Genomic DNA, 12,459 nt, shown 5'->3' on the forward strand with positions numbered 1-12,459 from the left:
TGCCTGCCCGATTGTCCCGTGGTGCATTGGTTCGTGCAAAACTATGACACTGATGAAGGTCGGGCAACGGGTTTTGCCGCATTGGCCTTTCACTTGCGGCCTGATCTGCTAAATGCCTTTTCAGGTGACGAGGGCAAGAGGGCAAAGATGGCCGACCATTTCCGCATCACGCTGGCGCAGCTGAACCCGACGGTGGGCGACATTGCAGGCAACGCCGCAAAAGCCCGTTCCGCATGGGAGCAGGGCCGCGCTGCGGGGGCCGATCTGGTGGCTCTGCCAGAGATGTTCGTCACCGGTTACAACACTCAGGACCTGGTTCTGAAGCCGTCGTTTCACATGGCTGCCATGGCGGCTGTGCAGCAGTTGGCGGAATCCTGCGCGGATGGACCGGCGATGGCCATTGGTGGGCCTTGGGTCGAAGGTGGCAATCTCTACAACGCCTATCTGATCCTCAGCCGGGGGCGGATCGTCAGCAAGGTGTTGAAACACCATTTGCCCAACGAAACTGTGTTCGACGAGGTTCGGTTGTTCGACGCCGGGCCGTTGGGTGGCCCCTATGCGGTGGGCAACACACGCATCGGCAGTCCGATCTGCGAGGATGGTTGGCACGAGGATGTTGCCGAGACGTTGCAGGAGACGGGCGCCGAGTTTCTTCTGATCCCCAACGGATCACCCTATTTCCGCGACAAGCACGATGTGCGCCTGAACCAGATGGTGGCCCGTGTGGTCGAAACCGGGCTGCCGGTGATCTACCTCAACATGGTGGGCGGGCAGGATGATCAGGTTTTCGATGGCGGGACATTTGGCCTGAATCCCGGCGGCGAACTGGCCTTTCGAATGCCAGTCTTCGACGAGGCGGTGATGCAGATCGATCTGCGGCGCGGTGATGAAGGATGGGCCATCGTCCCCGCCGAAATCGCCGAGCAGCCTGACGCGTGGGAGCAGGACTATCGCGCCATGGTGCAGGCGTTGCGCGACTATATGGGCAAGACCGGATTTTCCAAAGCACTGCTGGGACTGTCCGGAGGGGTCGATTCCGCGCTTGTTGCGGCCATCGCGGTTGACGCTCTCGGGGCCGAAAATGTGCGTTGCGTGATGCTGCCGTCGGAATACACCAGCGCCGAGTCGCTGGAGGATGCCGAAGCCGTCGCCAAGGCGCTGGGTGTGCGATACGACTATGTTCCGATCAGCCAGTCCCGCGCCGCCGTCACCGAGACCCTGGCGCCGCTGTTTGATGGTCTTCAGGCCGATATTACCGAGGAGAACATCCAGTCCCGTCTGCGCGGTCTGCTGTTGATGGCGATGTCCAACAAGTTTGGCGAGATGCTGCTGACCACCGGCAACAAATCCGAAGTGGCGGTCGGGTATGCCACGATCTATGGCGACATGAATGGCGGCTACAACCCGATCAAGGATCTGTACAAGACCCGGGTGTTCGAAACCTGCCGCTGGCGCAATGCCAATCACCGCGACTGGATGAAAGGACCGGCCGGCGAGGTCATTCGCCCCTCGGTCATCGACAAACCACCCAGTGCCGAGCTGCGCGAGGATCAGAAGGACAGCGACAGCCTTCCCGATTACCCGGTCCTGGACGGCATTCTCGACATCCTGGTTGATCAGGATGGCTCGATCGCGGATTGTGTTGCAGCCGGGTACGACGAGGCTGATGCCCGCCGGGTCGAGCACCTTATCTATATCAGCGAATACAAACGCTTTCAGTCCGCGCCGGGCACGCGCCTGACACCTCGGGCCTTCTGGTTGGACCGGCGCTATCCGATCGTGAATCGTTGGCGCGATCCGAGCTGACGGAAACTGCGGCTGAGCGCCCCGTGCCCGGGTCCGGGTGTTTGTTTACAAATGGGCGGCAATGAGGGGGGTCTCATGCTAACTGTTCTGCAGGTGGGGCGGAATTGCTGACAGCGCTTGGCCGCATCCTTGTTTTTTGGACATTTTTTTGCCATAGTTTAGGACCGATCTTGCCACATATTTTGAAAGATCGGCGCGCGGGGGCCGGGCATTGATCTGTCGGCCGAAGCGCAGTTGAAGACCAAGTTTTCTGGTGACGCATCCGTGGTGGGGTGCCGGTTATAAGGTTTAGGTGGTCCGATGGTTGATGGATATGACAAACCGCTGCATGCGCCGTTGAGGTACAAGACAATGGAGACACCGGCGCGCGAATTGGATGAGGCGCGTCTGGAAGCGGCAATCGCCGGTGTGTTGGCCGAGGCTGATGCAGAGAGCGAGGAGCCGTCCGAGGAGTTTTCAGCCAAACACCCGGAATTGCCCGAGCTTCAACCCGAAGAGACCGAGACAGAGACCCAAAACTCGGGTGTCGCAGCTTTGTTGCGTCAGAAATGGGCCGAGTTCTCGGGCGCGGCCTGAACCGGGTGCCGGTCTAATTGCATTGTGGCGTTTGCATCGACGCCACACAGCCGAACAAAGTGATGCTTTTTCCTTTATTCAGGATTGCCGGATGACGTTTGCCAAGGCTCGATGAAGCTCGTGTCTGACTAACAAGATCCGTTGATGCCCGGCCCCAAGCCCAACCCTGTTGAATCCGATCTTTGCCTGCCCAAATCCGTTGACGTCGTGATCGTCGGCGGAGGGATTATCGGTGTCTCAACTGCGCTGGAACTGGCGGAACGTGGCAATTCCGTCCTCTTGTGTGAAAAGGGCCAGGTCGGCGCTGAACAGAGTTCCAGGAACTGGGGCTGGGTTCGCCTGGGGCTGCGCGACCCGCGCGAAATACCGTTGATGACCGAGTCGCTCAGGATCTGGCAATCGCTTGATGAGCGGATCGGACGCAAAACCGGCTATGTGCAATCCGGCATTCTGTTCGGTGCGCGGACCGACCGGTCCGCAGCTGATATGGAGCGCTGGTTGCGAAACCTCGAGGGCTACCAGACCGGAGCGCGCATGGTTTCCGGATCCGAGTTGGAACAGAACATGCCCGGCCTCCAGACCAAGTTGAAGGCCGCGCTTTTCACGCCGCAGGACGGACGGGCTGAGCCACAATGGGTTGCTCCTGCGTTGGCCGAGGCGGCGCGTGACCAAGGCGCGGTCATCATGACAAATTGCGCGGTACGCTGTCTCGACCTGAAAGCTGGTCGTGTTGCCGGGGTTTACACGGAACGGGGGCGGGTCGCTTGCGATCAAGTGGTTCTGGCCGGGGGGGCTTGGTCTCGGTTGTTTGCCGGTAACGAAGGAATCGCCCTGCCACAGCTGAAGGTGCTGAACACGGTTCTGCGGACCTCGCCTGTGGAGCCGGGTCCGGAAACAGCTCTGTGGTCGGATGATTTTGCCATTCGCAAACGCGCCGACGGCGGGTACACGATCGCCTCGGGCCATGAAAACACGGTGGATATCGTTCCTGACAGTTTTCGGTTGGCCGCGAAATTCCTGCCGGCATTCGCGCAGGAATGGAAATCGCTCAGATTCCGCCTGTCGCACCGCTGGACCATTGAGGCGCGTCAGCGCCGGTCATGGGCGCCCACCGACGTAACCCCGTTCGAACTCTGTCGGATACTGGACCCCGAGCCGTCGCAAAGGGCGCTCCGCAAGTCATGGGCCAAGGCCCGTCAGGCGCTTCCGGCACTGGTTGGTGCCGAAATCGTGCAGAGCTGGGCAGGGATGATCGATGTGACCCCGGATGCAATCCCGGTCATCTCAAACGTGCAGGAAATCCCGGGACTGGTGATCGCAACCGGATTTTCGGGACATGGATTTGGCATAGGGCCCGGGGCCGGCCGCCTGGTGGCCGATCTGGTGACGAACACAGCGCCTTGTGTGGACCCGGCCGCCTTTCGACTGTCGCGGTTTTCGGACGGTACGAAAGTACGGCCGGACCCAGGGTATTGATCAGCCCATCATCTGATAGCTGACAGGCACAAATCGGAAGCCTCCGCCGCGCGGCTCGACATAGCCGGCGGCCGGGAAAGGCATGTGGTACCCGATCATCGGGACCTTGTCCGCGGCCAGCATACCCAACACGTTCCGACGCGATGCGGTGGCCGCTGCCTTGTCCATGTCAAACCGGACTTCCCATTCCGGATGCGCGAAGGACCAGACATAGTGATTGGCAAGATCGGCGGTCAGGATCAGCCGCTGACCGTTGCTTTCGAGATGATAGACCATATGGCCGGGCGTATGCCCGAAGGCCGCCATGGCGGTCACGCCGGATGCGACCTCGCCACCGTCTTCGATGAACGACATCTTTTCAGCCATCGGAGTGACCTTGGCTGCCACAAGATCGCCGACGCGGTTGCCGGCCTCCTGTGCTGACCAGAAGTCATACTCGGCCGCGGCGGTCACATAGCGTGCGTTCGGAAAGGTCGCGGCATCGTTGGTCGTCATGCCGCCAATGTGGTCGGGGTGCATGTGGGTCAGGACGACGACGTTGATCGCCTCAGGGCCAACGCCCGCATCGGCCAGAGCCTTCTGGATACCGCCTTGGCCCAATCCCGTGTCAAACAGGATCAGTTCGGATCCGGTATTGACGAGCGTTGGCGTGAAGAAGAACTGGGCGATGTCGGGCGAGATGAAATTGTCGGCCGATACCTTGGCAAACTCCTCGTCTGACGCGCCACCGCCGAAAATCTCTTGGGCGCCGTCTCGCGGCAGGCTGCCATCCAGCAGGGTCGTGACCGTGAAATCGCCCAGTTGAAAGCTGCGGGCGACGGTCGAGTTGGCCTTGGTTTCGGCCCCGGCAGCCAGTGACTGTGTCGCGATAGATGCAAAAGGTAGCGCAGCGGCCGTGCCCAAAGCGGCCCGGCGGGTCAGTTTCATGGTCATTTCAAAGTCTCCCTGTCAGATTACGTGCGACGAATTAGAACGCTTTCGGATAATTGCCACTTTCCACTCTACCATATGGGCTGCGCGTTGGCCGATCGCATGTTAAATCTTGTTCATGTCCCGCTCAGGAAACAAAACCGTTCCGACGGATCAAAGCGTCCAGGAATTCTTGGCGGCGATCCTGCCGGCCGCGCGCGCTGCGGATGCGCAGAGGCTGAACACCCTGTTTGAAACCGTCACCGGGTTTCGGCCGGTCATGTGGGGGCCATCCATCGTTGGATACGGGCGATATGGCTACCGCTACAAGTCCGGGCGGGAAGGCACATTTCTTGCCACCGGGTTTTCCCCACGCAAGGCCGCGTTTTCGATCTATATCATGCCGGGCTACTCCGATTTCGGCAGTATTCTGGCGCGCTTGGGCAAGCACAAGACCGGCAAATCATGTCTGTACGTGAACAAGCTGTCGGACATTGACGAGGACGTGTTGGCCGAATTGATCCGCGCAGGGTTGGATGACCTGTCATCACGTTGGCCGATCAAGTCCGAGTAAACGGCAAGCATTCGCACCGCCTTCTGGACAAAAACGCGCTCATGTGACATGAGCCGCGCCAACAGGAGACATCCATGACAACCACCCGTTTCGCCCCTTCGCCCACCGGTTATATTCATGTGGGCAACCTGCGCACCGCGCTGATGAACTATCTGATCGCCCGCAAGGCCGGCGGCACGTTCATTCTGCGTATCGACGACACCGACCCCGAACGGTCGAAGGAAGAATATGTTGATGCGATCAAGCAGGATCTCGAGTGGCTGGGTCTGCACTGGGACCGGGTGGAGCGGCAGTCGGACCGGCTGGACCGCTATGCGGAAGCCGCCGGCAAGCTGCGCGAGATCGGCAGGTTCTACGAAGCCTTTGAGACCCCGACCGAGCTGGACCTCAAGCGCAAGAAGCAGCTGAACATGGGCAAGCCGCCGGTTTATGATCGGGCCGCCCTGAACCTGTCGGAGGCCGAGAAAGAGGCGCTGCGAGCCGAACGTGGCAACGGTGTATGGCGGTTCAAGCTGGATCATGAGCGCATCGAGTGGACGGACGGCATTCTGGGTGACGTGTCGATCGACGCGGCCTCGGTATCGGATCCGGTGCTGATCCGTGGCGACGGGCAGGTGCTGTATACGCTGGCCTCGGTCGTGGACGACACCGAGATGGGCGTGACCGACGTGGTGCGCGGCGCCGACCACGTCACCAACACAGCGACCCAGATTCAGATCATCAAGGCGCTGGGCGGAACCGTTCCGCGTTTTGCCCATCACTCGTTGCTGACCGGCCCGCAGGGTGAGGCGCTGTCCAAGCGTCTTGGAACGCTGGCGCTGCGCGATCTGCGCGAGCAGGGTGTGCAGCCTATGGCGCTGTTGAGCCTGATGGCGCGGTTGGGCTCGTCCGACCCGGTCGAACTGCGCAGCGACATGGCCGAGTTGATCGAAGGTTTCGACGTGACCCGGTTCGGGTCGGCGCCAACCAAGTTCGACTTGCAGGATCTGTTCCCGCTGACGGCCCGGTATCTGCAGACGCTGCCGCTCGAGAAGGTTGCCGACGCGGTGGCCGCGGCCGGTGTACCCGATGAACTGGCCGAGCCGTTCTGGATGATGGCGCGCGAGAACATCACCACGCTGAACGACCTGAAGGGCTGGTGGGAGCTGTGCCGCGACGGGGCCGAGCCGCTGATCGACGACGAAGACCGCGAATTCGTCGCGCAGGCGATGGAACTGCTGCCCGAGGGGCCGTTTGACGGCGAGACTTGGGGCAAGTGGACCGCGGCAGTGAAAGAGGCGACCGACCGCAAGGGCAAGGGCCTGTTCATGCCGTTGCGCAAGGCGCTGACCGGAATGGAGCGTGGCCCCGAGATGGCGACCTTTCTGCCGTTGCTGCAGGTCGTGCGGGCGCGAAAATAAGACACCGCGGAGCGGTGTCGCCTTCGATCTGAACAAGAACCAGAGGCGGGTGCTGCAGGCGCCCGCCTTTTTCACGCGGTCTGAACGATCCGGGCCGAGACCCGGGACAGGTGCTCATCGACCAAGGCTGTTTCGTCGGGGTGAAGCTGTTGGTGGCGCGGATAACGCGGCGCGTTCCGGTCATTCAGGATCGGCGCGTCCCACCCGTCGGTCGTGGCGAAGAAACGCTCGACACCCGGCAAGCCGAATGCGCGCAAATACCCCTGCACCACAACGTCCACATAGCTGAGCAAAACCGGGTGACTGTGCGTCGGGTCCTTGCGGCGCTGTTCCGGAACAGCATAGACCGCAATCTCGACCTCTTTCTTCAGAGGATGAGTTATGGCGTGGGTGGCGGGGATCCGATCATAGGCCCACTCCCGTTCATCCAGTGCTGCCCAGTCGTTTTTGGGGACATGTGCGATCATGCCGTCGATCTCGCAGGCGGGATCCGGCACCGCGGTCAAGAAGGCGACCGGACGCAGATCGGTATGCCGCCACGCCCGGCGCCAGCCTTTGAGTTGCGCCGGTCGCGGGTCGGGAAAGTCATGCGTGGCAAGGTTTACGAGGCTGCCATAGCCAAAGAAATAGGGCTCTGCCATGTCGCGTGCTGTCCTTTTTGACGATTGATGTATGTCAAACCGTTTTTTTGCGGTCTGTGCAATAAGGCTGCATCTTGAAATTCGGGGGGAGGATCTGATGCGGATCACCAAACGAACAAATATCGCCGTGCGGCTGTTGATGTATTGCGCTGCACATCCGGACCGGCTCGTCACGAAATCCGAGATTGCGGATGTCTGCAACATCTCGGAAAACCATCTGGCGCAAGTCATCAACCAGTTGGGTCAGTTGGGGTATCTGAGCACGCAGCGCGGTCGCAACGGTGGCATGACTCTTGGGCGGCCGGCGGACCAGATCCGAATCGGATCCGTCTTCCGCCATGTCGAGGGCAGTTTGCCGATCGCCGAGTGTTTTGCGGATGCCGACAACACCTGTCCGTTGACCGATGCCTGCCGCCTGCGTCTGGCGCTGCAGGACGCGGCCGAGGTCTTCTTTGCGTCGCTGGATGAGATATCGCTGGACGCTTTGGTTTGCGACAACGATCCGCTGCTGAAAATTCTGCAACCCGTCACCTGCGCGCGTTGAATTCAATCGCTGGCCCGCAGGACGCGGGCCGGGCTGACGGATAGCGGGCGGAGGGCGAAGAACAGCCCCGCCAGCAGCGTGACGGCGAGCCCGGCAGCGACGATACCCAATGCCGAAGGCCATATCACCGCAAAGCTGGTATCGAAAATGAATGTCGCCACAGCCCAGCCGCCAAGGATGCCGGCCAGCAGCGCCACGCAGCCGGCGGCCGCACCCAGAAGCGCCGAGCGCAAGCCAAAGCTGAGAAGTATCCGTCGGCGATCTGCGCCGATCGTCTTGAGGATTGCGGCCTCGTAGCGACGTGCGGGCTCTCCCGCGGCCGCTGCGCCGATCAGGACCAGAAAACCGGTCAGCAAAGAGACACCGGCGCCGTAGGAGGTGGCCGAGGCCAAACCGGCAAGCAGGCCCGAGACACGGTCGATCGCGTCCCGAACCCGGATCGCGGTGATGTTGGGGAACTGGGTCGCAAGGTCTTGAAGAATGGCTGCCTCGGCCTCTTCCTCGGCGTAAACCGTTGCAATGAAGCTATGAGGCGCGCCGGCCAGTGCGGACGGATTCATCGACATGATGAATCCCATGCCCGCGTTCGAGAAATCCACCTCGCGCAGCGATGTTATGGTCGCGGTGATATCACGCCCGAGAATGTTCACAGTCAGTTCGTCACCAAGCTTGAGACCCATTTCCTCGGCCTCTTCCGCGGCGAAGCTGATCTGAGGCGGGCCTGAATAGTCCTCTGGCCACCATTCCCCGGCGGTGATGCGGGCGTTTTGTGGCGCGTTGTCCGAATAGGTCACGCCGCGATCGCCCTCCAGAACCCAATGATCGCCCGCAACCTGATGTGCGGGCTGGCCGTTGATCTGCGAGATGATTCCGCGCAGCATTGGTGCGCTTTCTACGCGTGTGACACCGGGGTCATTTTCAAGCCGGCTGCTGAAGCCGGGCATCTGGTCTTTTTGAATGTCCACGAAAAAGTACGACGGCGCCACGTCCGGCAGGTTCCCGGATATCGCATTGCGCAGAGTGCCGTCGATCTGTCCGACCGCAGCCAGAACCGACAGGCCCAATCCCAGAGACAGGACCACCGATGCGGCACCTTCACGGGGGTCGGAAATTGCGGCAAGTGCCCAACGCAACGCCGGGCGGCCACGGGCGCGTGTGGCGGCCCTTTTTGCCACATAGCGGATGCCTTGGGCCGACAGCGCCAACAGCACCAATGCGCCGACAAATCCACCTCCGGTCCAGAGGGTCAGCCAGGGGGATCCGCTGAACCAAGCGGCGGTGGCGATCAGTGTCGCCAGGGCAAGGCCCGTCGCCAACAGGTAAGCGGCGCGGGGCAACCTGCGGGCACTGCTCAGCGCATCGCGGAACAGGGTCGCTGCCCGGACGTCCTCCGCCCGGGCAAGGGGCCACAGGGTGAAAAGCAAGGCGGTCAGCAGGCCATACAATGCCGCCTCGAACAGCGGTTGCGGATAGACAGAGAAAACGGCCGGTACGGGAAGCCGGCTTTCAATCAGGGATGCCAGGAGAATCGGGGCCAGCCCGCCAAGGGCTACACCAGCGGCGATCCCGACAACCGAAAGGACGCCGATCTGGATCAGATAGGTCTGAAAGATCGTGGCGCGGTCAGCGCCGAGGGTGCGCAATGTGGCGATGGTTTCGGTCTTTCGGGCGAGATAGGCGCGTACGGCCGCGGACACGCCGATGCCGCCCACAGCCAGACCGGAGAGACCCACCAGCACCAGGAACGCGCCGAGGCGCGAAACGAATTCGGCAATTCCGGGTGCGCCGTTGCGCGCATCGGTCCAGCGCAGCCCCGAACCCTGCAGAACGCTCTCTGCCTGTTCCGAGACTTCTGTGAGGTCGGCTCCGACCGGCAGGTCCATACGGTATTTAGTGGAAAACAGCGTGCCGGGCTGCAATAGGCCCGAGTCTTTCAGATCGGCTGTGCGAACCAATGTGCGCGGGCCCAAGGTGAACCCATCTCCGGCCGCGTCGGGTTCGGATATCAGGGCGGCGGACAGCACAAAGTCCTGCGTGCCCAGTGCAAGACTGTCGCCGATGTCCAGCCCCAGACGCTCGATCAGAACCGGGTCCATCACTGCCCCGGGAAGAGTGGCATTTCCGTCCAACGCCTCGGACAGCGAGATTTCGGGGTCCAGTTGGACGGTGCCGATCAGAGGATAGGCGTCATCGATGGCCTTGACCTGAGTAAGTCCGCGTTGCGGTGCGTCGCTGCGGGTCACGGCCATCGAGCGGAAATCGACGACTTCGGACACGCGATCGGCGTTCTGCTCCATCCATGCGGTTTCTGCTTCGTTTGCGAAGCGGTAGGTCAGCTCGATCTGGGCATCGCCGCCCAGCAAGGCTGCCCCCTCCTGTGCAAGGCCAGTCATGATTGCTTGCCGCACCGATCCAACCGCAGCAATGGCGGCAACCCCCAGGGTCAGACAGGCCAGAAAAACCCGAAAGCCGCGTAAGCCGCCCCTGAGTTCACGTCGGGCCAGGCGCGTCGCCAGGCGCAAGCTCATTCCGCTGCCTCTTGGCTGGCCTCTTCGGTGATGCGGCCGTCGCGCAATCGGACGACCCGGTCGCAACTGCGGGCCAGCGAGTGGCTGTGTGTGACCAGAACCAGCGTTGCCCCGTGCCGGTCACGCAGGCCGAACAGCAAATCAACGATGGCCGCGCCATTCGCCTCATCCAGATTGCCGGTCGGTTCGTCCGCCAACAGGATCCGAGGCCGCGGGGCCGAAGCGCGGGCCAGCGCGACCCGCTGTTGTTCGCCGCCCGACAGTTGCGCCGGGTAGTGATCACGCCGATGCGAAAGCCCCACCGCCGCCAATTCGGCCTCGGCCCGCTCGAAGGCATCGCGGTGACCGGCCAGTTCCAGCGGGGTGGCCACGTTTTCAAGCGCCGTCATGGTCGGAATCAGATGGAAATTCTGGAAAACGACGCCCATCGCATCGCGCCGAAACCGGGCAAGCGCATCCTCACTCATCGAGGTCAGGTCCTGCCCCAGTGCGGTGATGCGACCTGCGGTCGTCTGCTCCAGCCCGCCCATCAGCATCAACAGCGAGGATTTGCCCGAACCGGATGGGCCGACGAGGCCCAGCGTCTCTCCCTCTTTGACGGTCAGATTGATGTCCCGCAAGATTTCAACGGGTCCGGCATTGCCATCCAGCGACAAAGCGGCATTTTGGAGTGTCAGAACGGGTTCAGTCATAAGTCTTTCCGAAAGGGGCAGTCATTTGGGATATGGAGCGGTCAGGAATTTGCGCAAGGCTCTGGCGGCGGGGCTGTTGTCGCTCTGCGGCATTGCTGCCACAGCCGAGCCGGTGGTCCTGGCCGCTCTCGGAGACTCGCTGACCCAAGGCTACGGCCTTGTTGAGGAGGATGGGTTCGTCCCTCAACTGAACCAGTGGCTGGATGCGCAAGGCGTCGAGGTGAAGATAATCAACGCCGGTGTTTCCGGGGACACAACGGCCGGTGGTGCGGCGCGTGTGGGCTGGACCCTGACACCAGAGGTGGACGGGATGATCGTGGCGCTGGGCGGAAACGACGTTCTTCGTGGGATCGACCCGGCGGTCTCGAAGTCGAATCTGGAAAAAATTCTGACCGAGGCGCAAACGGCCAAGGTTCCGGTTCTGCTGATCGGCATGCAGGCTCCGGGCAATTATGGCGCGGACTACAAACAGGCGTTTGATGCGATGTATCCGGATTTGGTCACCCAGTTCGGCACACTTTATTCCCCCAGCTTTTTTTCCGGGTTGCAGGCGAGTGGCGACCCTGAAGCCGTGCAGACCTACATGCAACCAGACGGGATTCATCCCAATGCGCGCGGCGTTGCGCTGATCGTGGATGATCTTGGACCTGCTGTCCTTGATCTGATCGCCGCCGCAAAACAGCGGCCGTAAACCGTGCCCGGGCGGTTCTTTCTGACGCGGCCGTTTTCCCAGATTTCCGAATTCCTGGGTCGAGAAACTGCTTGGCCGGATGAACAGCCGCGCCAGAACATACAACCCGGTCAGGAAGTTATCGTTCTGACCGCTGAAGGCGCCGGGCCCATGCGGTGGGGCATGATTCCCGTAGGGCGCGTCAATGCCCGGGGGCGGCCGGTCATGGAAACGATCATCAATGCGCGGTCGGAAACGGTTTTTGACAAATCTGCTTTTCTAGGTGTCGGTCGCGCGGTTGTTCCGGTTGATGGCTGGTACGAGTGGACCGGCGAAAAGCGCCGCAAAACCGCGTGGCGGATTGAATCCGCCGACGGAATCCCCTTGTTGTTTGCCGCGATTACGGACAGATGGATCGCGCCCGGTGGTCAGCATGTCGATCAGTTCGCTGCTGTGACCTGCGAGCCGAACGATGATCTGCGGCCGATCCACCACCGCATGGGTGTCCTGTTGCGGCCCGAAGACGTCCGGACCTGGCTGAACGGATCGGACAGGCAAGCGGCAAGCCTTTGTGTCCCGTGGCCAAACGGAAGACTGAAGATTGAAAAAGCCGAAGGGGTGGATTGGTCGGGGCCTTGACCGC

12 protein-coding genes are annotated in these 12,459 nt (G+C 61.6%); 8 read left to right on the forward strand and 4 right to left on the reverse strand.

Annotated elements, in window-relative coordinates; all coding sequences use genetic code 11:
- The first annotated feature begins 147 nt into the window (after positions 1–147).
- The 3 genes from K3752_RS01020 to K3752_RS01030 all read left to right on the forward strand — a co-directional run bounded on the left by K3752_RS01020 (position 148) and on the right by K3752_RS01030 (position 3,858).
- Positions 148–1,806: an NAD+ synthase gene (locus K3752_RS01020; protein WP_170438447.1), complete on the forward strand. Its 1,659-nt coding sequence runs from the start codon at positions 148–150 to the stop codon at positions 1,804–1,806.
- 300 nt (positions 1,807–2,106) lie between these two features.
- Positions 2,107–2,382, forward strand: a complete 276-nt coding sequence (locus K3752_RS01025; protein WP_170343276.1) for a hypothetical protein — start codon at positions 2,107–2,109, stop codon at positions 2,380–2,382.
- Between the two features lie 144 nt (positions 2,383–2,526).
- On the forward strand, positions 2,527–3,858 hold the full coding sequence (locus K3752_RS01030; RefSeq protein ID WP_170448412.1) for an FAD-binding oxidoreductase: 1,332 nt from the start codon (positions 2,527–2,529) through the stop codon (positions 3,856–3,858).
- Here the strand turns inward: K3752_RS01030 and K3752_RS01035 are convergent, their stop codons facing one another.
- Positions 3,859–4,791, reverse strand: coding sequence for an MBL fold metallo-hydrolase (locus K3752_RS01035; protein ID WP_170448410.1), 933 nt, complete (start codon positions 4,789–4,791; stop codon positions 3,859–3,861).
- 115 nt (positions 4,792–4,906) lie between these two features.
- On the opposite strand from K3752_RS01035, the gene K3752_RS01040 reads away from it, so the two are divergent.
- Together K3752_RS01040 and gltX are read left to right on the forward strand one after the other, a co-directional pair.
- Complete coding sequence (locus K3752_RS01040; protein ID WP_170448408.1) at positions 4,907–5,341, forward strand: DUF1801 domain-containing protein; 435 nt, start codon at positions 4,907–4,909, stop codon at positions 5,339–5,341.
- Between the two features lie 74 nt (positions 5,342–5,415).
- On the forward strand, positions 5,416–6,741 hold the full coding sequence (gltX, locus tag K3752_RS01045) for a glutamate--tRNA ligase (RefSeq protein ID WP_260064210.1): 1,326 nt from the start codon (positions 5,416–5,418) through the stop codon (positions 6,739–6,741).
- 71 nt (positions 6,742–6,812) lie between these two features.
- Here the strand turns inward: gltX and K3752_RS01050 are convergent, their stop codons facing one another.
- On the reverse strand, positions 6,813–7,382 hold the full coding sequence (locus K3752_RS01050) for a gamma-glutamylcyclotransferase family protein (protein WP_260064211.1): 570 nt from the start codon (positions 7,380–7,382) through the stop codon (positions 6,813–6,815).
- A 97-nt stretch (positions 7,383–7,479) separates the two neighbouring features.
- On the opposite strand from K3752_RS01050, the gene K3752_RS01055 reads away from it, so the two are divergent.
- Positions 7,480–7,926, forward strand: a complete 447-nt coding sequence (locus K3752_RS01055; protein WP_093963764.1) for an Rrf2 family transcriptional regulator — start codon at positions 7,480–7,482, stop codon at positions 7,924–7,926.
- A gap of 2 nt (positions 7,927–7,928) precedes the next feature.
- Here the strand turns inward: K3752_RS01055 and K3752_RS01060 are convergent, their stop codons facing one another.
- Together K3752_RS01060 and K3752_RS01065 are read right to left on the reverse strand one after the other, a co-directional pair.
- Positions 7,929–10,454, reverse strand: a complete 2,526-nt coding sequence (locus K3752_RS01060; protein WP_260064222.1) for an ABC transporter permease — start codon at positions 10,452–10,454, stop codon at positions 7,929–7,931.
- Positions 10,451–11,146, reverse strand: a complete 696-nt coding sequence (locus K3752_RS01065) for an ABC transporter ATP-binding protein (RefSeq protein WP_260064226.1) — start codon at positions 11,144–11,146, stop codon at positions 10,451–10,453. The genes K3752_RS01060 and K3752_RS01065 overlap by 4 nt, the downstream gene beginning before the upstream one ends.
- A 49-nt stretch (positions 11,147–11,195) precedes the next feature.
- Here K3752_RS01065 and K3752_RS01070 point away from each other — a divergent pair, with 49 nt between their 5' ends.
- Positions 11,196–11,837 (forward strand): arylesterase, encoded by a 642-nt coding sequence (locus tag K3752_RS01070; RefSeq protein WP_260064228.1) that lies wholly within the window; start codon positions 11,196–11,198, stop codon positions 11,835–11,837.
- 3 nt (positions 11,838–11,840) lie between these two features.
- Positions 11,841–12,455, forward strand: coding sequence for an SOS response-associated peptidase (locus K3752_RS01075; protein WP_170372153.1), 615 nt, complete (start codon positions 11,841–11,843; stop codon positions 12,453–12,455).
- Positions 12,456–12,459 lie beyond the last annotated feature (4 nt).

Source organism: Ruegeria sp. B32 (assembly GCF_025141855.1).
GTDB lineage: Bacteria > Pseudomonadota > Alphaproteobacteria > Rhodobacterales > Rhodobacteraceae > Ruegeria > Ruegeria arenilitoris.

Bases quoted from the DNA above. Each gene is read 5' to 3' on its own strand.
- K3752_RS01020 (WP_170438447.1), top strand. From the start codon at position 148: ATGGCCGACCATTTCCGCATCACGCTGGCGCAGCTGAACCCGACGGTG.
- K3752_RS01025 (WP_170343276.1), top strand. From the start codon at position 2,107: ATGGTTGATGGATATGACAAACCGCTGCATGCGCCGTTGAGGTACAAG.
- K3752_RS01030 (WP_170448412.1), top strand. From the start codon at position 2,527: ATGCCCGGCCCCAAGCCCAACCCTGTTGAATCCGATCTTTGCCTGCCC.
- K3752_RS01035 (WP_170448410.1), bottom strand. From the start codon at position 4,791: ATGACCATGAAACTGACCCGCCGGGCCGCTTTGGGCACGGCCGCTGCG.
- K3752_RS01040 (WP_170448408.1), top strand. From the start codon at position 4,907: ATGTCCCGCTCAGGAAACAAAACCGTTCCGACGGATCAAAGCGTCCAG.
- gltX (WP_260064210.1), top strand. From the start codon at position 5,416: ATGACAACCACCCGTTTCGCCCCTTCGCCCACCGGTTATATTCATGTG.
- K3752_RS01050 (WP_260064211.1), bottom strand. From the start codon at position 7,382: ATGGCAGAGCCCTATTTCTTTGGCTATGGCAGCCTCGTAAACCTTGCC.
- K3752_RS01055 (WP_093963764.1), top strand. From the start codon at position 7,480: ATGCGGATCACCAAACGAACAAATATCGCCGTGCGGCTGTTGATGTAT.
- K3752_RS01060 (WP_260064222.1), bottom strand. From the start codon at position 10,454: ATGAGCTTGCGCCTGGCGACGCGCCTGGCCCGACGTGAACTCAGGGGC.
- K3752_RS01065 (WP_260064226.1), bottom strand. From the start codon at position 11,146: ATGACTGAACCCGTTCTGACACTCCAAAATGCCGCTTTGTCGCTGGAT.